The 25,842-nt window shown below is 63.3% G+C and carries 23 protein-coding genes and 3 pseudogenes; 14 read left to right on the top strand and 12 right to left on the bottom strand.

The features are described 5' to 3' along the window. The first annotated feature begins 116 nt into the window (after window positions 1-116). From ku to SO140_RS19065, 4 genes are all read left to right on the top strand, one after another. Window positions 117-1,103, top strand: a complete 987-nt coding sequence (gene ku / locus SO140_RS19080; RefSeq protein WP_449381474.1) for a non-homologous end joining protein Ku — start codon at window positions 117-119, stop codon at window positions 1,101-1,103. A gap of 60 nt (window positions 1,104-1,163) precedes the next feature. Continuing rightward, on the top strand, window positions 1,164-1,400 hold the full coding sequence (locus SO140_RS19075) for a hypothetical protein (RefSeq protein WP_449381473.1): 237 nt from the start codon (window positions 1,164-1,166) through the stop codon (window positions 1,398-1,400). Between the two features lie 196 nt (window positions 1,401-1,596). Continuing rightward, on the top strand, window positions 1,597-1,758 hold the full coding sequence (locus SO140_RS19070; RefSeq protein ID WP_449381472.1) for a hypothetical protein: 162 nt from the start codon (window positions 1,597-1,599) through the stop codon (window positions 1,756-1,758). A gap of 260 nt (window positions 1,759-2,018) precedes the next feature. Further along, window positions 2,019-2,183, top strand: coding sequence for a Flp family type IVb pilin (locus SO140_RS19065; RefSeq protein ID WP_027521278.1), 165 nt, complete (start codon window positions 2,019-2,021; stop codon window positions 2,181-2,183). Between the two features lie 83 nt (window positions 2,184-2,266). On the opposite strand, the gene SO140_RS19060 is transcribed toward SO140_RS19065, so the two are convergent. Both SO140_RS19060 and SO140_RS19055 read right to left on the bottom strand, forming a co-directional pair. Then, the gene (locus SO140_RS19060; protein WP_498542936.1) at window positions 2,267-3,460 is read right to left on the bottom strand and encodes a M20/M25/M40 family metallo-hydrolase; all 1,194 of its coding nucleotides are present in this window, start codon (window positions 3,458-3,460) and stop codon (window positions 2,267-2,269) included. A 106-nt stretch (window positions 3,461-3,566) separates the two neighbouring features. Beyond that, window positions 3,567-4,142, bottom strand: coding sequence for a CAP domain-containing protein (locus SO140_RS19055; protein WP_449381470.1), 576 nt, complete (start codon window positions 4,140-4,142; stop codon window positions 3,567-3,569). A gap of 183 nt (window positions 4,143-4,325) precedes the next feature. Here SO140_RS19055 and SO140_RS19050 point away from each other — a divergent pair, with 183 nt between their 5' ends. Next, a complete protein-coding gene (locus tag SO140_RS19050) occupies window positions 4,326-5,351 on the top strand; it encodes an aldo/keto reductase (RefSeq protein ID WP_449381469.1) in 1,026 nt (341 codons plus the stop codon). Window positions 5,352-5,375: 24 nt separating this feature from the next. Here SO140_RS19050 and SO140_RS19045 read toward each other — a convergent pair whose 3' ends face one another. Together SO140_RS19045 and SO140_RS19040 are read right to left on the bottom strand one after the other, a co-directional pair. Then, window positions 5,376-5,771: a (R)-mandelonitrile lyase gene (locus tag SO140_RS19045; RefSeq protein ID WP_498542949.1), complete on the bottom strand. Its 396-nt coding sequence runs from the start codon at window positions 5,769-5,771 to the stop codon at window positions 5,376-5,378. 51 nt (window positions 5,772-5,822) lie between these two features. Further along, entirely contained in the window at window positions 5,823-6,833 is a 1,011-nt protein-coding gene (locus SO140_RS19040; protein ID WP_498542935.1) for an MFS transporter, read from the bottom strand. A 298-nt stretch (window positions 6,834-7,131) separates the two neighbouring features. Between SO140_RS19040 and SO140_RS19035 the strand changes: the two genes are divergently transcribed. The 5 genes and pseudogenes from SO140_RS19035 to SO140_RS19015 all read left to right on the top strand — a co-directional run bounded on the left by SO140_RS19035 (window position 7,132) and on the right by SO140_RS19015 (window position 14,542). Continuing rightward, a complete protein-coding gene (locus SO140_RS19035) occupies window positions 7,132-8,031 on the top strand; it encodes a LysR family transcriptional regulator (protein ID WP_449381467.1) in 900 nt (299 codons plus the stop codon). Window positions 8,032-8,165: 134 nt separating this feature from the next. After that, entirely contained in the window at window positions 8,166-9,800 is a 1,635-nt protein-coding gene (locus SO140_RS19030) for a thiamine pyrophosphate-requiring protein (protein ID WP_498539848.1), read from the top strand. A 133-nt stretch (window positions 9,801-9,933) separates the two neighbouring features. Then, the gene (locus tag SO140_RS19025; protein WP_498542934.1) at window positions 9,934-12,525 is read left to right on the top strand and encodes a GAF domain-containing sensor histidine kinase; all 2,592 of its coding nucleotides are present in this window, start codon (window positions 9,934-9,936) and stop codon (window positions 12,523-12,525) included. Window positions 12,526-12,527: 2 nt separating this feature from the next. Then, window positions 12,528-12,652 (top strand): annotated as a pseudogene (locus SO140_RS19020) (response regulator); the annotation flags it as partial. A 213-nt stretch (window positions 12,653-12,865) separates the two neighbouring features. Next, window positions 12,866-14,542, top strand: a complete 1,677-nt coding sequence (locus SO140_RS19015) for an alpha/beta hydrolase (protein WP_498542948.1) — start codon at window positions 12,866-12,868, stop codon at window positions 14,540-14,542. A 39-nt stretch (window positions 14,543-14,581) separates the two neighbouring features. Here SO140_RS19015 and SO140_RS19010 read toward each other — a convergent pair. The 7 genes and pseudogenes from SO140_RS19010 to SO140_RS18980 form a co-directional block, all read right to left on the bottom strand. Further along, window positions 14,582-15,310: pseudogene (locus SO140_RS19010) on the bottom strand (LLM class flavin-dependent oxidoreductase); the annotation flags it as partial. 40 nt (window positions 15,311-15,350) lie between these two features. After that, window positions 15,351-15,770 (bottom strand): LLM class flavin-dependent oxidoreductase, encoded by a 420-nt coding sequence (locus SO140_RS19005; RefSeq protein WP_498542933.1) that lies wholly within the window; start codon window positions 15,768-15,770, stop codon window positions 15,351-15,353. A 23-nt stretch (window positions 15,771-15,793) separates the two neighbouring features. Continuing rightward, the gene (locus SO140_RS19000; RefSeq protein ID WP_498542932.1) at window positions 15,794-16,867 is read right to left on the bottom strand and encodes an ABC transporter substrate-binding protein; all 1,074 of its coding nucleotides are present in this window, start codon (window positions 16,865-16,867) and stop codon (window positions 15,794-15,796) included. Between the two features lie 21 nt (window positions 16,868-16,888). Further along, window positions 16,889-17,677: an ABC transporter permease gene (locus tag SO140_RS18995; protein ID WP_449381462.1), complete on the bottom strand. Its 789-nt coding sequence runs from the start codon at window positions 17,675-17,677 to the stop codon at window positions 16,889-16,891. Window positions 17,678-17,679: 2 nt separating this feature from the next. Then, window positions 17,680-18,453 carry an ABC transporter ATP-binding protein gene (locus SO140_RS18990; RefSeq protein ID WP_449381461.1) on the bottom strand — a complete coding sequence of 258 codons (774 nt, stop codon included), beginning with the start codon at window positions 18,451-18,453 and terminating at the stop codon, window positions 17,680-17,682. A gap of 316 nt (window positions 18,454-18,769) precedes the next feature. Further along, window positions 18,770-20,353, bottom strand: a complete 1,584-nt coding sequence (locus tag SO140_RS18985) for an MDR family MFS transporter (protein WP_498542931.1) — start codon at window positions 20,351-20,353, stop codon at window positions 18,770-18,772. A 170-nt stretch (window positions 20,354-20,523) separates the two neighbouring features. Further along, window positions 20,524-21,039 carry a YcgN family cysteine cluster protein gene (locus SO140_RS18980; RefSeq protein ID WP_449381459.1) on the bottom strand — a complete coding sequence of 172 codons (516 nt, stop codon included), beginning with the start codon at window positions 21,037-21,039 and terminating at the stop codon, window positions 20,524-20,526. A gap of 295 nt (window positions 21,040-21,334) precedes the next feature. Between SO140_RS18980 and SO140_RS18975 the strand changes: the two genes are divergently transcribed. The 4 genes from SO140_RS18975 (at window position 21,335) to SO140_RS18960 (ending at window position 25,442) form a co-directional block, all read left to right on the top strand. Then, window positions 21,335-23,614 (top strand): transglycosylase domain-containing protein, encoded by a 2,280-nt coding sequence (locus tag SO140_RS18975; protein WP_498542930.1) that lies wholly within the window; start codon window positions 21,335-21,337, stop codon window positions 23,612-23,614. Between the two features lie 9 nt (window positions 23,615-23,623). Beyond that, window positions 23,624-24,202, top strand: coding sequence for a DUF1214 domain-containing protein (locus tag SO140_RS18970; RefSeq protein ID WP_449381457.1), 579 nt, complete (start codon window positions 23,624-23,626; stop codon window positions 24,200-24,202). After that, window positions 24,199-24,783, top strand: coding sequence for a DUF1254 domain-containing protein (locus SO140_RS18965; protein ID WP_449381456.1), 585 nt, complete (start codon window positions 24,199-24,201; stop codon window positions 24,781-24,783). Before SO140_RS18970 ends, SO140_RS18965 begins: the two co-directional genes overlap by 4 nt. 506 nt (window positions 24,784-25,289) lie before the next feature. Beyond that, window positions 25,290-25,442, top strand: coding sequence for a hypothetical protein (locus SO140_RS18960; protein ID WP_498542951.1), 153 nt, complete (start codon window positions 25,290-25,292; stop codon window positions 25,440-25,442). Between the two features lie 42 nt (window positions 25,443-25,484). Here the strand turns inward: SO140_RS18960 and SO140_RS18955 are convergent. Then, window positions 25,485-25,667: pseudogene (locus SO140_RS18955) on the bottom strand (hypothetical protein); the annotation flags it as partial. Window positions 25,668-25,842 lie beyond the last annotated feature (175 nt).

The raw sequence follows: 25,842 nt of genomic DNA, 5'->3' as shown, positions 1-25,842 counted from the left end.
CTTGGCAGAGGGTCGGCGATTAACGCCGTTGCAAGATTCCATCCCGCGGCTTGCTATGATTCGCGGTTCCCCAGTGTTATCCTCGTCAGTTGTCCCTGTTGCGTTTGGAGTAGCCCATGGCCCCCCGTGCCAATTGGAAGGGTTTTTTGCGCCTCTCGCTCGTGACCTGCCCGGTCGCGCTTTATCCCGCCACTTCGGATACCGAGAAGGTCTCCTTCAACCAGATCAACCGAAAGACAGGCCACCGGATCAAGTACCTCAAGGTCGACGCCGAGACCGGCGACGAGGTCACCTCCGACGACATCGTCAAGGGCTACAAGGTCGACACCGATACCTATATCGAGGTCACCAAGGACGAGCTCGATGACATCGCGCTGGAATCGACCCACACGATCGAGATCGACGAATTCGTGCCCCAGACCGACATCGACAACCGCTATCTGATCCGCCCCTATTATCTCGTGCCGGACGGCAAGGTCGGCCATGATGCCTATGCGGTGATCCGCGAGACCATCCGGAGCATGAACAAGGTCGCGATCGGCCGCGTGGTGCTGACCAACCGCGAGCACATCATCGCGCTCGAACCGCTCGACAGCGGCCTGATGGGCACGCTGCTGCGCTACCCCTACGAGGTGCGCAGCGAGACGGAGTATTTCGACGACATCCAGGACGTGAAGCTCACCAAGGACATGCTCGACCTCGCCAAGCACATCGTCGAGAAGAAGTCCGGCGCATTCGAGCCCGAGCTGTTCGAGGACCACTACGAGACCGCGCTGATCGACCTGATCAACAAGAAGCGCAGCGGTGTCCCGCTCGCCGCCAAGGCCGCGCCGAAGACGGGCGGCAACGTCATCAACCTGATGGACGCGCTCAAGAAGAGCCTTGCGACCGAGAAGGGAGCCGCGCCCGCCGCCAAGGCCGACGGCAAGGCCAAGAAGCCGAAGAAGCGGGTCGAGGGTCAGCGCGAAATGCTGCTGCCGATCGCCGGCAAAGGCGGCAAGACTGCTGCCGGCAAGGAAGCGCCCAGGAAGACTGACAAGCAGGCCGAAAAGCAGGCCGACAAGCCGGTGCGTGCGCCGGCGCGCGGCAGGAAGGCCGGATAGCGCCACGACCTCCGGGCGACGCTGCCGTGATTTCCCTTCCCGCGTATCGCCCGGCCTGACATGCCCTGGTCGACGTCGTTCGACGAACCGATCCCCCTGCCCAACCGGCGCAAACTGCTCACGCTGCAAGAGGCGGCCGACTACATCGTGCAACTGCCAGAGGACGCGCAGCACGAAGCCCACTGGCAGACCGCCATCGAGACCCTCATCAACGCGGCTGAGACCGGTGGCGGCTGGATGATGTTCGCCCGTATCGCCATGTTGCGGGCGTTGAACGCGGACGGCCGTCGCGGATGAGCGCTGCCAGCCCCCTGCTCCCTTGCCGACCCGTTGGCGAACAGGCTCAATAATCCGTTAAGCGGCGCGTCGTTTTTCGCGACGGCCGCCTGACCTCATGGTCGCACCGGGTATTCCTACGGAAGAGAAAATTAACCGTCGATTGTCGCTCTGCGCCGCATGATCACGCTCTTGATTGAGCCAAGGTCGCACGCCCGTGCAGCAGCAGGACGGCAGAAAAAACTACATCGGCATCGTGAACGACACGAGCGACGAAGAGCGCGTCGCCGACAGTGCCGCGCGATCGCAGCCGCGCGTGATAAACTATCTGGTCGGGCGCCTCGCGGTCGTGCTGAAAAGCCATCGCAAGGACACGTAGAGACGCGCGATCACGCCATAGCGCTTTCTCGATTTCTTTACCATGCTCAGCCCCTGCAATGCCGCATCCACAGGTAGGGCACCGATTCAAATCCACCTGAATTGGGTGAGGAAACCTTAATTTAATGGGTGCCATCATACAGGCAGCACGCGAGGTCGACCGAACCTGTTATTTTGACGCGCACGAAAAAACTTAATCGACCGATTTACCCCTTCGAAAACGACGTCCGCATAGATTAGACGGATCAATAGGAGTCGACGATGGCTTTGCTTAGGTCTTTCCTTGCCGATGAAAGTGGTGCCACCGCCATTGAGTATGGTCTGATCGCCGCCGGCATTGCGCTCGCAATCGTCACGGTTGTGAACAACACGGGCTCAGCGCTGCTCAACAACAAGTTCAACTCCATCAGCTCGGCGATGAAGTAAAGCCGATAGCTGACCTGACGCGAACTCCAGCCTTCCATTGATTCCAGGACGGCGTCCGGCTTCGGCTCGAACCGTGACGCCCCTCACGGCATCGTCGCAAGCCGTAGCGCGAGCGCACAGGCGCGGTCGTATTCGTCGAGATTGATCCATTCGTCGATCGTGTGCGCCTCGTTCTGCCCCGCACCGAAGGTCACGGTCGGAATGCCGTGCCGGACCATCCAGTTCGCGTCCAGGCCGCCATTGGCAGCGCGGACGGCCGGCGCCCCTCCAACCGCGGACACGGCTTCGATCGCGCGTTTGACGACGGGCAGGCTCTCCTTCATGCGGAACGGATAATAGTCGGTCTCGGCCTTGAATTTGATGCGACCGGATTTGCCTTGCGCGTTCGTGACGCGCTTGGCGGCCTTCTCGAACGCGGCCTTGTAGGCCTTGGTGATCTCCTTGAAGAACTTTCCATCGTGACTGCGGCTTTCGCCGCGCACGTGAACATAGTCGGTGACGACGTTGGTTGCATCGCCTGCCGGGCGCCCCTCGCCGCCGGTGACGGGACCGACGTTGCTGGTGCCCTGCCGCTTGCCCTTCACCACCTTGCCGAACCAGCCGCCGGCCTTCACCTCGGCGAGCGCAAGCGCAAGGATCATCGTCGAAGAGATTCCGCGCTCCGGCGCCACGCCGGCGTGCGAGGCGCGGCCGAAAATCTCGACCTGCCAGCGATCCGCACCGACGGCACCGATGGTGACGTTGGAGGCGGAGCCGCCGTCGTAGTTGAAGGCCATCGCCGGCGAGCCGAGCTCCTCCGTCCTGACGTGGCGCGCGCCATAGAGCCCGCTCTCCTCCCGCACGCAGAACAGCAGCGTGATCGGCGGATGATCGAGCTGCTGCTTCGCAAGCTCAGCCGCCAGCGTGACGAGAACGCCGCAGCCGCAGCGGTTGTCGCCGCCGAGTGCGGTCTTCGCCGCGTTGACGATCTTGCGCCCCGACCGCTTCGGATTTGCGCCGGCGCACAGCGGCACGGTGTCCATGTGGGTCATGAACATGATGCGCGGCTGGTTGTGCATCGCGCCGCAGCCGGGCAGATCGACGATGAGGTTGCCGGTCTCGGTCGGCACGGGAATGCATGTGTTGGCGTCGTCGAGGCGGATCGCCCCCGCCGGCACGCCACTTTCTTGCAGCGCCGCCGTAAGCTCGCGCCCGATCGCTGCCTCCTTTCCAGTCACGCCCTCGACGGCGAGGAAGCGCATGAGGCGGTCGGTGGCGGCCTGGGTGTCGACGGACATGGATGATTTCCTCGATGGACGGTGCCTGCAAGCATCCTTTGCAGCAGCCAGTTCCGCAAGGCTCCTCGCCGCAATTCGCCCGGCGATTCCAACATCGGCCTCCATCTCAAATGCAGAGGCTGAGCAGCTTGACGTGGCAATCCCTGGATTTGGATCCGCTTGAGGGCGCGGCGTCGCGTTTCACGGCGACAACGGGCTCCCTGTCCTTCTTACCCTTGCCCGGCTTCGGCTCGTAATCGCCCGCAATCACCATGGCCCAGTAGGTGCGCTTGCCGCTGGCATTCCTGGCGCTCGCGATTCCGACGCGGGAGGCGTTGTGCAACAAGAGGTTCCTGCGGTGCCCGGAGGAGTCGATCCACTGTCCGAGCGTCTTCTCGAAACTGTCGTAACCATAGGCGATGTTCTCGGCGGCGCGCCCCGCATGCGCAGGCGCAACCCGCCTGGTGAACGGCCCGAGGACCTCATGACTGAGATCGTCCTTTGCCGCCATCGCGCGCGCCTGCTCCAGCGCAATGCGGTCGAGGGTTGCATCGCGTACGACGCGAACCTCGCCGTGCTTGAGACGGAAGCCGGAGATCAGTTCGGCCGGAGATTCGGCGGCCATGACCGGCGCAGCCAGCAGCACAAAGCTGGCCATCATTCCGCCGACCATACGACGTGTCATCGTCCCCCAGGTACCCATCGGTCTCCAAGCCCGCGCGATATCCTGCCGTTTCTCCACCGGCAATGTGGACGCTTCAAGGCGCGCGCCAAGCATCCCTCCATGTGGGCACGTAATGGCACGCGGCCCAAAGTTGCGTTAGCATCCGGCCGAAGGGGCCGCACGGCGAAAGTTGCGGATACAGAACGGTCGAGGAGCATGGCGATGGAATACCGACGCTTGGGTTCGTCAGGGCTCACTGTGCCGGCGCTCAGTCTTGGAACGGGCACCTTCGGCGGGGTTGGTCGCCTCGCGGCGTGGGGCACTACTGACGCGACCGAGGCACGGCGCCTCCTGGATATCTGCCTTGATGCCGGCGTGTCGATGTTCGACAGCGCCGACGTCTATTCGCTTGGCGAATCCGAGCGCGTGCTCGGTGAGGCCATCAAAGGTCGCCGCGACAAGGTTTTGATCTCGACCAAGGCAACGTTCCGTTTCGGCGATGGGCCGAATGACATCGGCTCGTCACGGCAGCATCTGCTCGCAGCGATCGACGGCTCGCTGAGCCGGCTTGGCACCGACTATATCGACCTGTTCCAGCTCCATGGCTTCGACGCCTTTACGCCGCCCGAAGAGGTTCTTGCGACACTCGATGGGCTCGTGCGCGCCGGCAAGATCCGCTACATCGGCGTTTCGAACTTCTCGGGCTGGCACCTGATGAAGTCGCTCGCCGTCGCCGACAAATACGGTTATCCGCGCTACGTCGCCAATCAAACCTACTATTCGCTGATCGGGCGCGACTACGAATGGGAGTTGATGCCGCTCGGCGTGGACCAGGGCGTCGGCGCGGTCGTCTGGTCGCCTCTCGGCTGGGGGCGTCTCACCGGAAAGATACGCCGGGGTCAGCCGAAGCCCGAGGTCAGCCGTTTGCCCAAGACGGCCGACTTCGGGCCGCCGGTGCCGGACGAGCACGTCTATCGTGTCGTGGACGCGATCGACGAGGTTGCCAGGGAAACCGGGAAAAGCGTGTCGCAAATTGCGTTGAACTGGCTGCTCCAGCGCCCGACAGTTTCGACCTTGATCATTGGCGCGCGCAACGAGGCGCAATTGCGCGAAAATCTCGGCGCGGTCGGCTGGTCATTGAGCAGGGATCAGATCGAGCGTCTGGACGCCGCCAGCAAGGTGACGCTGCCCTATCCTTATTGGCACCAGCGAACGACCTTCACCGACCGCAATCCCCCGCCTGTCTGAGGCGCGTTTCGAACGGTCCGGCGATCATTTCCGATATTGTTCGTCGCTGACCTTTTCCATCCAGTCGACCGCCTTCCCGCCCAGTGCTTCCTGGATGGCGATGTGCGTCATGGCCGTTGTCGGCGAAGCGCCGTGCCAGTGCTTCAATCCCGGCGCAAACCACACGACGTCACCCGGACGGATTTCCTCGACGGGGCCGCCCTCGCGCTGCACCCAGCCGAATCCCGCCGTGACGATCAGCGTCTGCCCGAGGGGATGCGTATGCCAAGCTGTACGTGCACCGGGCTCGAATGTGACCTGGGCGGCGCCGACCCGTGCCGGCTCCGGCGCCTGGAACAGCGGGTCGATGCGGACCGTTCCGGTGAACCAGTCTTCCGGACCTTTCTGCGAGGGGCGAGACCCGACCCTCTTGATGTCGATGTCCATGTGAAGCTCCTTATTGGTTGGAACGTCTGGTGGTTGACTTCGGTTTCATTGCGGCCTTCCCTGCGCATTGGCCGGATGCGCCATCAGCCACCAGGCGACGAGCGCGGCGGAGAGGACGGTCACCGCGCTGGCGAGGAACACAACGTTTAGCCTCGCTCCGATCGCTATCAATCCAAGCGCGGGGCTCGCAAGCCCCTGGGCCAGGTCGAGAAAGGCAGTATAGGCGCCCATCGCCAGGCCGCGGCTCTGCGCCGGCACGCGGCGGACCGCTTCGACACCGAATCCGGGGTACACCAGCGAGAAACCAAAGCCGGTAAGCGCAGCGCCCACCAACGCCATTTCGGGTCGAACGGCGAGCCAGATCAGCGCCTGCCCTGCAGCTTCGATCAGCGCGCAGACCAGCGCGACTTTTGCACCGCCGATCGCGTCGGCCGCATGGCTGAAGAACACCCGCGCCAGAATGAAGGCAACCGCGTAGGCCGTATACGCGAGCCATCCGTGCGACCACCCACGATTTGCGAACAGCAGGGCGACGAACGTGGTCACGGCACCGAAGCCGACGCTGCCGAGTGCCGAGCCCAGGCCCGGCACCCATACGGCACCGATCACTTCGGCGAAGGAGACGCGGACGTGCTGCACGGGAGCAATCGATGGAAGCTGCGCAACGAGAAGCAGGGTCACGAGCGGAGCCGCGGCGGTCGCCAACGCGATGGCCACAAAGCCGTGGGCGGCATAGAGGGCGGAGCCGGCCGGTGCGCCGATCGCGAAGGCCGCGAACATCGCCGAGCCGACCCACGCGATCACCTTGCCCGTGCTCCGGGAATCGACAAGCGCAAGTCCCCAGCTCACTGCGGCCGTGATGATGAAGCTTTCTGCACCGCCGAGCAGACCGCGTCCGAGAAACAGAATGGTGACCGATGACAGCGGAGCGCCGCTGAAACCGAGCGAGAGCAGATAGAGCAGCCCGGAAGCCGCAGCCGCCAGCAGGCCGGCGATCACGCCTCGCTTCGCCCCGCGGCTGTCCGAGTAGTGGCCCGCCCACGGTCGCGAGATCAACGAGGCGGCGAACTGACTGCCCGCGACGAGGCCGCCACGAAGCTATCGAACCCGAGGCCGTCGTGAACATGAAGCGGAAGAACGGGCAACGCAAAGCCAATGACGAGAAAGGCAACGAAGACCACGCCCATGATCGGCAGCAAGGTCGCTGCGACGCGAGGGGCCGCGACCGGTTCTTGCATCGCTGATATCGACATGTCGGCTTCGAGCTCCGTCCAACGCTGAACCGAACCTAGGACTTCCGCCGACCACAGATTAGGTGATAAATTTCGAATGCGGTTATTAGACAGGCTTATCAATGGACCGGGACGACGCGAGCGATCTCCTCGCCTTTCTCGCGGTGGCGAGAGAACGCAGTTTCACGCGGGCCGCGGCGAAGCTCGGCATGACGCAGTCCGGGCTCAGCCAGATCATCCGAAATCTCGAGGAGCGGATCGGCGTCCGACTCTTGAACCGGACGACGCGCAGCGTCACGCCCACTCAGGCTGGAGAGCGGCTGTTCCTGAGCATCGGCCCCAAATTCAACGAGATGGACGTGGAGCTTGCCGCGCTCAGCGAGCTCCGCGAAAAGCCGGCGGGGACCGTTCGTCTCACGGCGACAGAATATGCCGCCACCGAAATCCTGCTGCCTGCCCTGGGCAAGATGTTGCCGAAATACCCTGACATCCACGTCGAGGTGATCATCGATTACGGTCTCACCAACATCGTGGCGCAGCAGGTCGATGCGGGGATCCGCCCGGGCGAGCTTGTCGCCAGGGATATGATTGCCGTCAGGGTCAGCCCCGATCTTCGCATGGCGGTCGTCGGCTCGCCCGCCTACTTCGCCGAACGGAAGCGACCCAGGACCCCCCAGGACCTGACGGGCCATAACTGCCTCAATCTTCGCCTGCCGACCCATGGCGGCAGCCTCTACGCCTGGGAGTTCGAGAAGAACGGACGAGAACTCAACGTTCGCGTCGAAGGGCAGCTTGTGTTCAACAGCGCAGGCCTGCTCCTGCAGGGAGCGCTCAAGGGGTTTGGTCTCGCCTATCTGACGGAAGGCCATGTGCAGCCCTACGTTTCGAAAGGCCAGCTCGTTCGCGTTCTCAGCGACTGGTGCCCCGCCTTTTCCGGCTATCATCTCTACTATCCGAGCCGCCGCCAACCGACACCGGCTTTCTCGCTGCTGGTCGAGGCGCTGCGATATCGCGGCAAATAGCGACCGAGCGCGACAGCCCTGCATGGCAGACCTACGGCTGCGCGCGAGCGCGCGCGCTTTACGCTTCCGCGAATTCCTGATCCTCTACCCGCCAAACTGGCCGGATCAACCGGCCTGCCGAAGGGAGAGACGCGATGAAGCTCGGCACTGCGATCGCGGAAATCATGAAGCGCGAGGGGATCGAGATCCTCTGCGGCTATCCCGTCAATCACTTGATCGAGCACGCGGCGAAGGCGGAGATTCGGCCCGTCATGGTGCGGCAGGAGCGCGTCGGCATCCATATGGCGGATGCGATCTCGCGCGTCACCTCGGGGCGCAGCATCGGCGCCTTCTGCATGCAGCATGGTCCGGGGGCCGAGAACGCCATGGGCGGTGTCGCGCAGTGCTTTGGCGAGTCGGTGCCCGTGCTGGTGCTGCCGATGGGCTATCAGCGCAGGCTCTCGCACATCGAGCCGAACTTCAACTCCAGCGAGGTGATGAAGGCGTTCGCCAAATCCTCCGAACCGATCATCCTGGCCGCTGAAGTCGCCAATATCTTTCGCCGTGCCTTCACCAAGCTCAAGAACGGCCGCGGCGGTCCCGTCATCGTCGAGATCCCCTCGGACCTGTGGAACGAGGAGGTTCCGGAACCACTGACCTACACACCAGTGCTGCGCACCCGCTACGGCGCCGACCCTGTTCATGTGAAGGAGGCTGCGGCGCTTCTGATCGACGCGAAACGGCCGGTGATCTATGCCGGCCAGGGCGTGCACTACGCGCAGGCTTGGCTGCAACTGAAACGGTTCGCCGAACGGCTCGCGATCCCCGTCACCACAAGCCTCGGCGGCAAGTCGTCGTTCCCCGAGACGCATCCACTCTCGCTCGGCTCGGGTGGACTTGCCGTGCCGCGCGCCGTGCCGAAGTTCCTTGCCGAGGCCGATGTGATCTTCGGCATCGGCTGCTCCTTCACCGAGACCAGCTTTGGCATCGCCATGCCCAAGGGTAAGATCATCATCCATTCGACGCTCGATCCAAACCATCTCAACAAGGATATCGAAGCCAAGGTCGGGCTCGTCGGCGATGCCGGGCTCGTGCTCGATGCGCTGCTCGAGGAGATCGGCAAGACCGTCACGTCGAACCGCGATGCCTCGGCGGTTGCGGCCGAGATCGCGACCTCCCACAAGGATTGGCTGGCAAAGTGGATGCCAAAGCTCACCAGCAACGACGCGCCGCTCAATCCCTATCGCGTGCTCTGGGACCTCCAGCACACCGTCGACATCCACAACACCATCATTACTCATGACGCCGGCAGCCCGCGCGACCAGCTCTCGCCGTTCTGGAGGGCGGTCGAGCCCCTCTCCTATCTCGGCTGGGGCAAGACCACGCAGCTCGGCTACGGTCTTGGGCTTGCGATGGGCGCAAAGCTCGCAAGGCCGGACAAGCTTTGCATCAACGTCTGGGGCGATGCCGCGATCGGTTTTACCGGCATGGATTTCGAGACCGCGGTGCGCGAGCGCATCCCGATCCTTTCGATCCTACTCAACAACTTCTCGATGGCGATCGAGCTGAAAGTGATGCCGGTCTCGACCGAGAAATATCGCTCGACCGACATTTCCGGCGACTATGCCGCGATGGCGCGCGCCTTCGGCGGCCATGGCGAGCGGGTGACCAAGCCTGAGGACATCGTTCCCGCGATCAAACGCGGCATCCAGAAAACCCGCGACGGTATGCCGACGCTGCTGGAGTTCATCACCAGCAAGGAGACGGAGGTGTCGCGGCCGGGGGCCTGAGCGACTTGGCGAGCATTACCCGATATGCGGCGCAAGGATATTCCTGGCCTGAACGGTTCCAGAATGGAATAATCGCTGCCAGACTAGCCAATTGGGCATGGCGCCAAGACGCCGGCCAAAATGGATATTTTTGATGACTGCGCTTTCGCAGGACGTCGCAGCCGAGCTCAGGGCCAGGATTGCCGAGCTCGTACAGCAATTGCAGTCAAGCGCCGCGGCGAATGAGCGGTTGCAGCATGAGTTGGCGCTGTCGCGCGACCGGCAGGCAGCCAGCGCCGAGATTCTACGCACCATCGCCAGTGCCCCTGGCGACGCGGGTCGGTCGCTCCAACAAATCGCCGAGACCTGCGGCCGGCTGTTTGACGCCCCCAGTGTCTCGATCCAGCTCGCCGAGAATGGCGAATGGGGCGAGGCCTATCGGTTCGGTACCAGCGCCCAGCACATCCGCTCGATCGTGCCGCTCAACAAGATCACTGTCGGCGGGCAGAACATGCCGGGCCAGGTCATCACGCGAAACGAGCAGATCAACATTTCCGACCTCGATCACATCGATCCCTCGATGGCGGAATGGCCGGGCCTGCCGCTGGCGCGCGCCGTCGGCACGCGCACGATGTGCGGCACGCCGCTGCGCCGCGACGGCAAGGCGATCGGCGCACTGATCATTTATCGCGACAAGCTCCAGCCCTTCACTCCGGATGAGCTGGCGCTCCAGCAGAGCTTCGCCGACCAGGCCGTGATCGCGATCAAGAATGCACGGCTGTTCGAGGAGGTGCAGGCCAGGACGCACGAGCTGACCGAATCACTGGAGCAGCAGACCGCGACATCGGAGGTACTGAGCGTCATCAGCCGCTCGGCCGGCGATCTCGCGCCGGTATTCGACGCCATGCTCAGCAAGGCAATGCAGCTCTGCGGCGCCAATTTCGGCGTGCTCAACACCTACGATGGAACGCAATTCCACACGGCGGCCACTTATGGACTGCCCCCCGCTTACGATCAGTTCCGGCGCAAGCTGCCCCTCAACTATGGTCCGGCCACCGCGCCGACGCGCCTTTTGGCGGGTGAAGCATTCGTCGAAATCACTGATCTGCTAGAGTCGGACGCCTATCGCAGCGGAGAGCCGAACCGTCGGGCGCTGGTCGATCTCGGCGGCGCGCGCTGCCTGCTCGCGGTGCCGTTGCTCAAGGACGAGCGCGTGGTCGGCAATGTCATGATCTTCCGACAGGAAAACCGGCGCTTTTCCGAAAAGCAGATCGCGCTCCTGCAGCAATTTGCTGCCCAGGCGGTCATCGCCATCGAGAACACGCGATTGCTCGGCGAATTGCGCGAGCGCACCGAGGATTTGACCGAGTCGCTGCAACAGCAGACGGCGACCGCCGACGTGCTCAAGGTGATCAGTCGCTCGGCCTTCGACTTGCAGGCCGTGCTCAATACACTGGTCGAATCGGCGGCACGCCTATGCGAAGCCGATATGGCGGCGATCACCCGCAAGACCGGCAATGTTTATTTCCGGGCGGGTTCCTACGGCTTTCCAATCAAATTCGCCGAATATGTAAGAGATCTCCCGGTCCTGCCCGACAAGCGCACCATCACGGGCCGGACTTTGCTGGGCGACAAGGTGGTCCATGTCACCGATGTGCTCGAAGATCCCGACTACTCCTTTGAAGGCCAGGAATTGAGCGGCAATCCGCGCAGCTTTCTTGGCGTGCCCTTGCTGCGCGAAGGCAACCCGGTTGGCGCCATTGTCCTTGCACGTCGCGAGGTCCGCCCGTTCAGCGAAAAGCAGATCGAGCTCGTTACGAGCTTCGCCGACCAGGCCGTCATCGCGATCGAGAATGTGCGCCTCTTTGACGAAGTGCAGTCCCGCACCAAAGAACTTGCCGCCTCCCTCGACGACCTCCGCACCGCCCAAGATCGGCTGATCCAGACCGAAAAGCTCGCCTCCCTCGGCCAGCTCACCGCCGGCATCGCGCATGAGATCAAGAACCCGCTCAACTTCGTCAACAATTTCGCAGCACTGTCATCGGAACTGACGGACGAGCTCAACGATATTCTGAAGTCTGCCAGACTCACCGACAATATCCGCGACGAAGTCTATGAATTGACAGGGCTCTTGAAGGACAATCTGCAAAAGATCGTCCAGCACGGGCAGCGCGCCGATTCCATCGTCAAGAACATGCTGCTGCATTCCCGCGAAGGCAGCGGCGAGCACCGGCCGACTGACGTGAACGCCTTGGTCGAGGAGAGCCTCAACCTCGCCTATCACGGTGCCCGCGCCGAGAAGCCGCAGTTCAACGTCACGCTCAAATGCGAGCTCGATCCCGAGGCTGGCATGGTCGACGCCTTCCCCCAGGAGATCACCCGCGTTCTCCTGAATCTGATCGCCAACGGCTTTTACGCGGTCGCCAAACGCAAGGCCGCGAATGGCGCTGACGACTACGAACCTGTCCTGGTCGCGGGCACACAGGATCGCGGCGCCCAAGTCGAAATCCGCATCTGCGACAACGGCATCGGCATTCCCCCTGACGTAAGAGAGAAGATGTTCAACCCCTTCTTCACGACCAAGCCGGCAGGCGAAGGTACGGGACTCGGGCTTTCCATGAGCCACGACATCATCGTGAAACAGCATGGTGGCACGATCGACGTCGAAACCGTGTCCGGCGAATTTACCGAGTTCACGATCAGATTGCCGCGCAAAGGCAATTTTTCAGACAGGACCAGAGGTTAGCCGTGACTGTGATGGTTCTCGTGGTGGACGACGAGCCCGACGTGGAGGCGTTGTTCCGCCAGCAATTTGTCGCGATCTCCGCGCTCAGCGCTTTGTGATGGATTTTGCCAATTCGGCGGCGGAGGCGCCACAGGACTCCTGACCAAGCCGATCGACTTCGCCCTGCTGCGCGGAGGGAGCGACGCGCGGCTCGCGCAGGCGGGATAGACCCTCACGGGAACCGCCGCCCGCCTCACCTCGGTTGCGATCGAGTCCGATTGTGCGATAGTCGTCCAATTCAGGAAGTCGTCGCGCCGTGGGTGCCGCTTTCAAAAATCTCGCATGGCTGATCCGACGGCAGATGCTGTCGCTGTCCGGCGTCGGCCTCATGCTGGGCGCTTTGTTCTTCGCGGCTTCGCTCACGCCGACGCTCATTCCACGCAGCTATCTCACGCAAGGCGCGCTGGCCGGCGCCTGCTTCGCGATCGGCTACGCGGCCGGCCTCCTCTGGCGCTGGCTGTGGCATTACCTTGAACTGCCCGAACCTTCGCCGCGCGTGCGATCGACCGCCAACACGCTGGTCGCGGTCGGCTGCCTGCTCGTCGCCGTCATTTATCTCTGGCGAACCGCCGAATGGCAGAACTCGACCCGCGCCGTCATGAAGATGGCGCCGGTCGAGACCGCGCATCCGTTCAAGGTCTGCGCCATCGCGCTGCTCACATTCGTCGTGCTTCTGGCGCTGGGACGGCTGTTCGTGCTCATGGTTCGCTTCCTGGCCGCGCGCAAAAGTCGCGTCGTCCCGAGAAAGATCGCAAACGTCCTCGGCGTTCTCGTGGCGGCGCTGCTGTTCTGGTCGATCGCCAACAATCTCCTGATCCGCACCGCGTTCCGCGCGCTCGATTCCTCCTTCCGCGAATTCGACGCCCTGCTCGAGCCGGAGCGGCCGCAGCCGACGGCGCCTGAGAAAACGGGAAGCGCGGCATCGCTGGTGAAATGGAATGAGCTTGGACGTGCGGGGCGCGAATTCGTGGCCTCGGGTCCAACCGCAGCCGAGATCAGCGCCTTCACGGCGCAGCCTGCGCAGGAGCCCGTCCGGGTCTATGTTGGCCTCGGTGCCCGCGACACGGCGCAGGCGCGCGCCGAGCTGGCGCTGGACGAGCTCAAGCGCCAGCACGGCTTCGAGCGCGCGATCCTGATCGTCATCACGCCGACCGGCACCGGCTGGGTCGACCCTGCGGCGATGGGCACCGTCGAGTATCTCCACCACGGCAACGTGGCCAGCGTCGCGATGCAGTATTCCTATCTCAACAGCCCTCTGTCGCTGATGTTTCAGCCCGAATACGGCGCGGAAGCTGCGCGCGCCCTGTTCTCGGAAGTTTACGGCTACTGGACGACGCTGCCGAGAGACAAGCGGCCAAAACTGTACCTGCATGGTCTCAGCCTCGGCGCCATGAACTCGGAGAAATCCGCCGAGCTGTTCGAGACGATCGGCGACCCCATTGCCGGCGCGCTGTGGAGCGGGCCGCCGTTCGAGAGCCGCATCTGGCGCTCGGTCACCGCGAACCGCAATGAAGGCTCGCCGGCCTGGCTGCCTGAATTTCGCGACGGCCGCTTCGTACGCTTCATGAATCAGAACGGGCCGACGGTGCCGGCCGATGCGCCCTGGGGCGCGCTGCGCGTCGTCTATCTGCAATATGCCAGCGATCCGATCGTGCTGTTCGACTACCACGATGCCTACCGCGCACCAGCCTGGATGAAAGCGCCGCGCGGCCCGGACGTGTCACCTGAGCTGCGCTGGTATCCCGTCGTGACGATGCTCCAGCTCGCCCTCGACATGGCGGTCGCCACCAACACGCCGATGGGCTTTGGCCATGTGTACGCGCCCGAGCATTACGTCGATGCCTGGATCGCCGTCACCGATGTGCAGGACTGGTCCGCCGAGGCGCTCACGCGGTTGAAGGACCATCTTGCGGCAACAGCGAGGAAGGCGGCCGAGCGCAGCGCTGATGACAACCCTTATGCCGATCGCGGCGGATGAAACGCCGCCCCGGCCCTGCACGCCAAATGGCGCGTCCATTCACGAATAGTGCAATCGCGGCGGACGCGCCAGACCGAGATGATCCCGCAGTGTCGTACCTTGATATTCGCGCCGGAACAGGCCGCGTTCCTGGAGCTCCGGAATGACGAGATCGACGAAGTCGTCCATGCTATCGGGAAGACTCAGGATTGAGATCATGAACCCATCCGCAGCATCCGCATCGCTCCATCGCTCGATGAAATCGGCGATATCGGCAGGGGTGCCGATGACGCGATTCATGCCGCCCGCGAGCTCGAGATAGAGTTCGCGAATAGTCATTCCCTTGTCCCGCGCGATATCGAAGAGTGCTTTCTGACGCGTCTGATTGCCATTGGTCAGGGGCACCTCAGGAACGGGATCATCGAGATCAAAGGCGGTGAAATCGAAACCACCCGTGAGCTTACGGAGCGATTCCAAACCGATTTCAGGATGCACCAGGCTTTGCAGATATTCGAACTTCTCTTCGGCCTCACGCATCGTGCGGCCTACGACCGGGTGTATTGCAGGCAGGAACTTGATGGAATTCCTGTTGCGGCCGAAGGCTTCGGCACGCCGCTTGACATCGGCATAGAACGCCTGGGCCTTGGCGACATCCGGCTGCCCTGTGACGAACACCAACTCGGCATATTTGGCGCCAAAGGCCTTCCCGGCCTCGGAGGCGCCGGCCTGCGCGATGACCGGATAACCTTGCACCGGCCGGGCCACATCTAGAATTCCGTCCAGCGAAAGGCGTTCACCGCGGAAGCTGACGGGGTGGAGCTTTTCGCGATCAAAGAAAACGCCTGTCTCTTATACACATTGCCGACGTCACCACGTTCCAGCCGGCGCGACCACCGCTCAGGTGGTCGAGCGAGGCGAAACGCCGCGCCGTATGATACACCTCGTCGTAAGTCGTCGAAGACGTGCCGACCAACCCGATCCTGTCCGTTGCTGCCGCGAGATAGGACAACAAGGTCATCGGCTCGAACCGCACGACTTCCTGCCGGATGGCCAGTTGCGGCAGATTCACGGTGAAGAAATCCGGCACGAACAGCGCATCGAGCTTCCCGCGCTCCGCCGCCTGGGCGACCCGTTTGTAAAGCTGCGGATCCAGCCCCCCGCCGGCCGGAACTCCCTTGTGTCGCCAGGCCGCAGTGTGAAAGCCGCTGGCCGTCAGAAACGCACCAAGGTGGACCTGTCTCCGTGTCATTGTCTTTCCCAAGGCCACGTCACTCAGTTTCCAGTCGCGGCTTCTGCCGCGCGCCTGGCGATGTCAGCGCGGTCGAAAGCGTTGATCTCCTTGATCAGGCTATTGTCGATGACGTCGACCGCCGTGATCTTGGCGTTGATCATGTGCCAGTCACTGATCGTGGACAGATATCGATTGTACACGTCCACACGTGAATAGCCCCAATCCTCCAGCCTGCCGTTCAAGGGCGAGTCGCCGGAGGCGTGGGATTCCGTGAGAGCGATGTTTGACTTTTCCACTTCCGCAACAGATTTGCTGGAAGGCAGCGCTTGCGGGAAAATCTCGTAGAACACCTTCTGGGCCGCGCGTGGCGATGCAAACGTGAAAGCGAGTCCCTTGGCATAGGCGCGAGCAAGACCGATTGCTTCCTGTCTGTGGCCAGCCAGATAATCTGCTTTGGCGATCAGGCCCAACGACGGTGCAGCGTCGATGTCCGGCGCGTCGATCTTGCGCAGGGTCACGCCGGCATTTTCAATCTGCAGATGAGCCAGCGTGAAGATGCTGACTGCATCAATTTCGCCCTTGCGGAGAAAATAAGCGGCTCGCTGGGCATCGCCCACCGCGACCAACGTGACGTCCTTTTCGGGATCGAGACCCGCTGACTTGACAAGGCCTTTGGCAACAGACGCGCCGACGGCGGAGAGCGAGATCACGCCAATCTTCCTGCCCTTCAGGTCCGCGACGCTCTTCGCCTGGCTTTCGGCCGGCACCCGGATCTCCCAGGGTGAGTTCTGATACACGGTAAAGAAGACTTTCGCCTTTAGTCCCTTGGCAACGAACGCAGCGGTCGCCTCAATCGATGGGACGGCGTAGTTCATCTCGCCGGTTGCGACGAATGTCACGCAATCCATGCCCGTTGCGACATTGACGATCTCGACATTCAGCCCCTCCTGCTCGAACCATCCGAACTTCTTGGCAGCGGCGACCGGCGCCAGCGATATTCCGGCGGATGACGTGCACCAGGCGAGACGGACCGGTTTTGTCTCGCTCTTCGCCGCAACGGGCAGCAAGATGGCCAATGACACGAGCAGCGCGGACCCCAGAGACTTGAACGACATGAAGAACTCCGAATTGCCCCGTCAGCGTCCCAGACTGGAACGACGGGTCTTTCGATTGACATCCCAGGACAGAAGGTAGTCGCTGAGCAGCGCCACCATGCGGTTGAGAAGGAAGCCGATCGTTGCGAGAATGACGAGAACGGCGAACTGACCTGCGATGTCGAGATTGCTGCCCATCGTCTGAAGAAGCACGCCAAGTCCCGCACGCGCCCCCACGAATTCGGCGACTATCGCGGCGATGAGTGCAAAGGTCATCGACACCTCTGCTCCGGCCGCGATGAATGGAAGGGCACTGGGCAGACGCAGCAGCGTGAAGATTTGAACGGGGCTGGCGTCGAGCGAGCGGAGCAGGTCGACGCGATCCTTCTGCGCGGATTGAAGACCCGCGACGGCGTTTACCATCAAAGGAAAGAAGCACATCAGCGCAACGGTCACGATCTTGGATTGGATACCAAGTCCGAACCAGATGACGATGACAGGCGCGAGTGCCACCTTCGGAACTGACTGGAAGAACAGGACATACGGATAAACGTAGAAAGATGCCGTGCGGCTCATCGATATGAGCGTCGCAAGAAGCAGTGCGGCGACGAAGGCGACGCCAAAGCCGGCCAGCGTTTCCGTCAATGTCACACGCACATGTTCGAGATACAGGCCTTTCGCCAGGCCGCCCCAGAGTGCTTCTCCGACTGCCAAGGGCGTCGGAAAAATGAAGCTCGCGACTTCGAAATGCACGATGGCTACATGCCAGGCGGTCAAAAGAACGGCAAAGATGGCCAAACTGACCACGACCTTGAGAGCGATATCTTTCACGATCAATCCAGACGTCCGCCGGCGTTGAGATGACCACGAATCTGGTCGGCGTAGCGGCCGAAGGCGGCGGTCGCCGTGTCCGAAATTCCGCGCGGTCTCGCCAAGTCGATCGCAATGTCCGCACGGATCTGCCCAGGTCTTCCGCTCATCACGAGAACCCGGTCAGACAGAAGAATTGCCTCGGGGACCGAGTGAGTAACGAAGACAATTGTCTGCCGCTGCTCCAGCCACAATTGCTGCAATTGCATGTTCAGCGTTTCGCGAGTCAGAGCATCGAGCGCCCCGAACGGTTCATCCATCAGCAGCATCGTCGGATCGTTGATCAGCGCGCGAGCTATGCCCACGCGCTGCTGCATTCCTCCCGACAGCTCAAACGGATAACTCTTCGCAAAGTCGGACAGTTGCACCGTCTCCAGCAACGTCCGCGCCCTTGCTTCGGTTTTTTTCCGGTCGCGGCGATGAACAATTCCAGGAAGCATCACATTGCCGAGCACCGTGCGCCACGGGAAAAGCACAGGCGACTGAAACACCGTGCCGATCTCTCTGCGCGGGCCGCGAACATCGTCTCCGTCGATGAGAATCTGACCTTCGGAGGGACTATCAAGGCCACCGATCAGACGAAGAAGGCTGCTTTTGCCGCAGCCGGAAGGCCCGACGATGGATATGAACTCGCCCGCGAGGACGTCGAAAGTAACCTCGGTCAACGCACAGACCGAGCCGCGCTTGGACTGGAAGCGCTGCTCGACGGAACGAAGACTGATCGTACTGGAGGGCATGAGTCTTGCCGACGGAGAAGAATTGGCGCCGGTCTTACGTTCTCCGGATTCCCTCCGCCAGATGTTCTTGAAGTAAAGAATATCCTGCTAAATTGGCCGGACGTCTCGCGTCGCAATCCAATGTAAGAGGTCGCAATGCAAGCATGAAATTACCGCGGCCAATCGTCCTCCGACGCCGCTCGCGCTCCACCGCATCGGCTGAACCCAGATTGTCTGGCGCGAAACGTCTCGATGCTGTCGACGAAATTGATGCGGCTCGACTCGCTTCGCAGCAGCCAACCTTGCTGCAGCAGCCAACGACGCGATCGGGCGTCCCCTACTCCGCCATCTCGACGGGCTGCGCGCTAGCTGGTCCGGCGAGCGGCCGCTCCTCCATCAGGATCAGGCAGAGCGAGGCGAGAGCCATCATCGCGGCCGCCGCGCCGAAAACGTAGCGGAACGCCATCATCATGTCGGCCGAGGGAATCGCGTTGATCGCGCCATGATGCTCGCCGGCGAGCGGGATGTCGGCGCCGAGCGAGATCAGCAGGATCGCCGCAAACGCTGCGACCGTGAACGAGGACATCAGCGAGCGGAAAAAGTTCATCGCGCCGGTGATGGTGCCGACCTGGGCTCGGGCGACCGAATTCTGCAGCGAGACCACGCAGACCGGGAAGGTCGTACCGAGGCCCAGCGCGAACGCGGCCATCAAGACCAAGAGAGCCCACAGCGGCAACGTGAGGAACGTGAGTCCCAGTCCGCACAGCGCTGCCCACGATGTACCGACGACGGCGACGCGCTTGTAGTGTTTGGCGCGCGCCATGGTGCGGCCGGCAATTGCCGCACCGCAGGTCGAGACCGCCGCGAGCGGAATCAGCGCAAGTCCGGCCTCGCTGGCGCTGAGATGGTAGACGGACTCGTAGTAGAGCGGGAGCTGCACGGTGAGACCGGTCATCGCGCCGAGCGCGCAGCCGCCGGCGTTGAGCGCGTAGGGCGCGACCGTACCGCTGAGCAGCGGCAACGGCAGGAACGGCTCGTCCGCCTGCAGCGCGTGCCACACGAAGGTCACGGCGAGCGCGACCGCGGCGCCGATCATCGCAATCACGGTCGGCGAGAGCCAGGGGTAGCGGGTGCCGCCCCAGGTCAAGACCAGCATGAAGACAACCGCGGACGCCATCAGCAAGACGCCGCCGAACCAGTCGACCTTGCGCTTGCGATGGAAGACCGGGATCCTGCCCATCTTCGGCAGCAGCAGCGCGAGCGCTGCGGCTGCGAGCGGCAGGTTGATCCAGAAGATCATCGACCAGTGCAGATGCTCGGCGAACACGCCGCCGATCACGGGACCGAGGATGCCGCCGACCATCCAGACGCTGGAGAAATAGGCCTGGTACTGGCCGCGCTCGCGCGGGCTAACCACGTCGGAGATCACGGTCTGCACCACCGGCATGATGCCGCCGCCGCCAAGGCCTTGCAGGCCGCGCGCCAAAATCAGCATCGGCATGTTTGGCGCTACCGCGCAGAGGATCGAGCCGGCCACAAAGAGGCTCAGGGAGGTTATGAGCATGGCGCGGCGGCCGTAGATGTCGCTGAGCGTGCCGAACACCGGCGCCACGGCGGTGCCGGCCAGCAGATAAGCCGTGATCACCCAGGAGAGGTTTGAGACGTCGCGGAACTGGCGTCCGATGGTCGGCAGCGCGGTCGCCACGATGGTCTGGTCGAGCGCCGCCAGGAACATCGTCAGCATCAGGCTGATGACGATGGTGCGGACTTCGTCCGCGGTCAGCGGCGCCGGCGGAGCGATGGAGGGGGCGTCGTCGACGCTCAAGACCTCGGTCGGAAGGCGGGACAGCTCTTCGGCGATGTCGTCGGACAAAGCCCTTATGTCGGCAGTCGCGTGGCTCTGCCGTTCGAACTTGTTCATTTCGGACGTAGTTCTTGTTGCGGCGCAACGCCGCGATGGAATCGTTCTATGAACTGCAATGTACGCAGCAAATCCTCATCGAGGCAGGCACCTCGATGCATGGGAGCATCCCGTCCCCGGGTCATCCCGAAGACGTGATCGGTTCGAAGACGGGAACGCAGGTGGCCTTGTCAGGCCTTGGGCCGCCTCCTCAGCCGCGCCCGCTTCGGCAGCAGCGCCGGCCACTCGACGATGTGATCCTCGAGCTCCTCGTCCGGGATCTCGTCCTCGCTGCCCTCGACCCGGCCACGCACGGAGACGCCCGCTTCATGCACGGTATTGGGATCGCCTGAGATCAGCGGGTGCCACCAATAGAGGTCGCGCCCTTCCGCGACGAGCCTGTAGCCGCAGCTCGGCGGCAGCCAGTTCAGGGTGCGGACATTGGCCGGGGTCAGGCGCACGCAATCCGGCACCTTCTCGGACCGATTCGGGTAGTCCTTGCAGGCGCAGGTGCCGGCATCGAGCAGCTTGCAGCCGACATGGGTGAAATAGATGTCCCCGGTGTCCTCGTCCTCGAGCTTGTTCAGGCAGCAGCGCCCACAGCCGTCGCAGAGGCTCTCCCATTCAGCCTCCGACATCTGCTCCAATGTCTTGGTTTTCCAGAAGAATCCTTCCTGGCCTGAAGGTCGTTTGGGAGCTGCGGTCATTGCGTCTTCAACTGGTTTCATAAGACAATCGGCCAAACCATCTAGGGCGCGGGCCGATGACGCTGCAAGTAGCGCCGTGGACGTTCCGTAAAGATGCGGGGCCAATTAGGCCTGTCGTTCAAAATCGCGAGCGTGACCATTGGTTTATGGCCCCCGCTCGGCTAGAACAACCTGCGAGTCCCCCCGAAGGACGCAATTGGGCGCCTTGGGTTTGCCGCAACGTTCCCGCAAGACGTCTCGATGCCGCCCCGGCCGGGTGCTTGAACGCTTTCGAACCGAGCCTCAAGGGTTCTAGGTGCGCCAGATCATACCACCGCATTGGAAGAGCAAGGCCCGGAATTTCTTCCTGGACCTCGATGCGCGCATCGACTCCTCGCTGTTCTCCTCGGCCAAGGGCATCCGCGAGCTCTACGAGCGCTACTCGACCTTCATGGACCGCTTCTATGTCGGGCGGTGGAAGCGCTGGGTATTCATCGAGCCGCTGTCGGAGGCCGCTACCCTCGGTCTCGCCGGCCTGGTCCTGCTGCTCACCCTCGCCATCCCCGCCTTCCGCGAGACGGCGGATGAGGACTGGCTGAAGAAGTCCGACCTCGCCGTGACCTTCCTCGACCGCTACGGCACCCCGATCGGCAGCCGCGGCATCAAGCACAACGACTCGATCCCGCTGGAAGATTTTCCGGACGTGCTGATCAAGGCGACGCTCGCCACCGAAGACCGCCGCTTCTACGATCATTTCGGCATCGACATCGCCGGCACCGCGCGCGCCCTCGTCACCAACGCCCAGGCCGGAGGCGTCCGCCAGGGCGGCTCCTCGATCACCCAGCAGCTCGCCAAGAACCTGTTCTTGAGCAACGAGCGCACCATCGAGCGCAAGATCAACGAGGCTTTCCTCGCGGTCTGGCTGGAATGGCGCCTGACCAAGAACGAGATTTTGAAGCTGTATCTGGACCGCGCCTATATGGGCGGCGGCACCTTCGGCGTCGACGGCGCGGCGCATTTCTACTTCAACAAATCCGCTCGCGACGTGACGCTTGCGGAAGCCGCGATGCTCGCCGGCCTGTTCAAGGCCCCGACCAAGTACGCGCCCCACATCAACCTGCCCGCCGCCCGCGCCCGCGCCAACGTGGTGCTCGACAACCTCGTCGATGCCGGCTTCATGACCGAGGGCCAGGTGTTCGGCGCCCGCCGCAACCCGGCCTTCGCAGTCGACCGCCGCGACGAGGCATCGCCGAACTACTATCTCGACTACGCCTTCGACGAGATGCGCAAGCTCGTCGACACCTTCCCGAAATCCTACACCGAGCGCGTCTTCGTGGTCCGCACCGCGATCGACACCAACGTGCAGAAGGCCGCGGAAGACGCGATCGAGAACCAGCTCCGCCAGTTCGGCCGCGACTATCACGCGACGCAGGCCGCGACGGTCGTCGCCGATCTCGACGGTGGCATCCGCGCCATGGTCGGCGGCCGCGACTATGGCGCAAGCCAGTTCAACCGTGCGACCGACGCCTATCGGCAGCCCGGCTCGTCGTTCAAGCCCTATGTCTACACGACGGCGCTGCTGAACGGGTTCACGCCGAACTCGAAAGTGGTCGACGGCCCGGTCTGCATCGGGAACTGGTGTCCGCAGAACTATGGCCACTCCTATTCCGGCTCGGTGACGCTGACGCAGGCGATCACCCGCTCGATCAACGTCGTGCCGGTGAAGCTCTCGATCGCGATGGGCGGCAAAGAGGGCCCGAGAGCGGGCCGCGCCAAGATCGTGGAGGTCGCCCGCCGCTTCGGCATCAAGGCGCCGCTGCCCGACACGCCGTCATTGCCGATCGGATCCGATGAAGTCACCGTGATCGAGCATGCCGTGGCGTATGCGACCTTCCCCAACAAGGGCAAGGCCGTGACCCCGCATTCCGTACTTGAAGTGCGCACCGGTGGCGGCGACCTGGTCTGGCGCTGGGACCGCGACGGTCCGAAGCCGCGGCAGGCCATTCCCGCGAACATCGCGGCCGACATGGCCGGCATGATGAGCCACGTGGTGAGCGAAGGCACCGCGCGCCGCGCCGCGCTCGACGGCATTCCGACCGCGGGCAAGACCGGCACCACCAACGCCTATCGCGACGCCTGGTTTGTCGGCTACACCGGCAACTTCACCTGCGCGGTCTGGTACGGCAATGACGACTACTCGCCGACCAACCGCATGACCGGCGGCTCGCTGCCGGCGCAGACCTGGCACGACATCATGGTCGCGGCACATCAGGGCGTCGAAGTCCGGGAGATTCCCGGCATCGGCATGGGCCAGAAACTGCCGCCGCAGCCGGTTGCCGCCAACGCACAGGCCAATGCGGCGCCGAAGGTGCTGGAGACCAAGCCCGGTCCGCCGCCGATCCTGACCAAGCGCGGCGCCGATATTCTGGTGCGGGTGGAGAAGCTGCTCGACGACGCCGCCAAGACCACGACCAAGACGACGTCCGACGACACGGCGAAGCCGGCCAAGCCCGCCTCGCCGTCGAGCGCGCTCGCCTTCCCGCAGAACTATGCGGCGGAGGAGAACGCGACCTCGTCCGGCCCGCGCAAGAACTGACCTGATCCCATGCGGCTGATCATCATCACATTGACGGCCCTTCTGCTCGCCACCGCGGTCGGCGTCGGCGCGACCTGGATGACGACGACGCGCGGCACCGACATCGGCGCGCTCACGATCGGCGCATGGACGGCGCGCCCGCGCACCGGCACCGCCGACGTCGACCCCTATTCGCGCGCCACCATCGTGCGCAACGGCGAGCTGCCGATCGGCACCGGCGACGGCGTTGCGTTCACCGCGACCACCGACGACAAGAAGAAGGCGCTCGACGGCCGCTGTGACATCGTGGTCTCCGGCGTGACCCCGCCGGCGCGGTTCTGGACGCTGACGCTCTATGACCGCAAGGGCCATCTCGTCGCCAACTCGCTGCAGCGCTACGGCTTCACCAGCCAGGAAATCGTCCGGCAGTCCGATGGCTCGTTCGAGATTCACATCGCCTCGCGCTCCCGCGCTGGCAACTGGCTGCCGACCGGCGGCATCGAGCGCTATGCGCTGATGTTCCGCCTCTACGACACGCCCGTCGGCGTTGCCACGCGTACCCAGCGCGACGCGCCGATGCCGCAGATCGCGACGGTGGGCTGCCCATGATCCGGCTCGCGTTCACGATCCTCGCCGGCGTCCTGCTCGGCCTCATCGTTCACCTCGTCAGCGTGCTGGCGCTGCCACGGATCGCGACCCAGGACGCCTATTCGCGGCTGACGCCGATGACGAAGGAGAACGCGGTCACACAGCTGCCGCTCGCCGATCCCAACACCTCGCCGATGCCGTTCATGGACCCGGCCTTTGCGCTGGCGATCTGCCGTTACGATCTCTCCGGCGGACCCTTGAAGCTGAAGGTGCCGGTGAGCCAGGCCTATACTTCGGTGTCGTTCTACACCCGCAACGAGATCGCCTATTACGCCATCAACGACCGCTCCGCCGGCAAGAAGGTGATCGAGCTCGACCTGATGACGGAAGCCCAGCACAATGCGCTGCCCGAGGACGAGGAGGTCACGGCGGCCGACCGGCTGATCATCGATTCCCCGAGCGCGACCGGCCTGATCGTCATGAAGGCGCTCGCCGCCGAGCCCGGCCTGATGCCGCAGGCCCAGGCCTCGCTGGCGGCCGCGAGCTGCGCGCCGCAGACCGACGCCCCCACCAAGGCCGAGGCCCCGCGCGGGCGGCGGTGAGCGGCCCGTCGGCAGCCGTTATCAAAAATCTGGAAAACAACCCCATGTACAGTAGCCGCGGGCCGGAGAACCGGGCCTGATTGGCTCGGTCCGGGTCGTCAGTCCAACCCGTAACCGAACGCAACCGGCTGACCCAGTGTACGACATGCCAACCGCACTGACGCCGCTTTGAAGGCATTGGGTCAAGGTGAAGAACCGGAAGCATCCAGCGATGCAGCTCACCCTGTCCTGTGGCCCGGTGCGGTCCCGCTGAGATGAGGCCGTACCTTATTCGATCCCCAACGAGGAAATGCAAAAAGGGCGATGCTGGATCGGCGCGGCCCAACCAGGTGACCCCAGAGTCGTTTGAACCATGCCACATGGCCCGTCCCTCCCCTACCGTCGGCGCGATGCACAGAGCCCACATAGCGTGGACGCACTGTGGTAGTCCTTCTATCGGAGGGACCATTGGCCTCGTCGCTCACATGCCCGGCCGAAGGATCCTCATCCTTCGGCCGGATGACGCCGTGCACGCGTGGTTCGTCGTCGTGACTATCCGTCTCGGGGGCGGCGCGCTGATCCTGCACAGGTACGACGAGCTTCACTTCCTGATCTGGATCGCGTTCATTTGGTTCGCGCCGGGCGCGCTCCTGCTCGGTTACAGGAATGAGCACCTGTGACCTCGCAGCCGAGCTTGCAGTCTGCACGTTTGCGCTATGATGCAGACAACGACGCGCCGTTTCGATTTCGGCATCGCTGGCGCCGTGACTTCGTGCCCACGTCTCAGCTGCCGCTTCCGAGTATTTGGCGACATAGAAACGTACCACGGCGCAAGAGACACCAGCTGTGGCCGTTTGGCTGAGCGCAATCAATGCTACAAAAGCTGGGATTGCTCGCCTCATCATCGCGATCCCCCGTGACACTAACGCAGCAACTTCAAACGTCTCTGCCTTGGTTCCGCTCGCCACCCCTCCTGGGATGAAGGTGCGCGGATCCCACCAGCCAGGAAAAAATGGCATCCATCCAGCTCCGCCGTCCAGTCGTTGGTAGGGAGCGCGGCGACAAATTCGGTCGGAACGT

The sequence above is a fragment of the Bradyrhizobium sp. UFLA05-108 genome (genome assembly GCF_059803455.1).
This window is presented reverse-complemented; position numbering and strand designations above follow the sequence as displayed.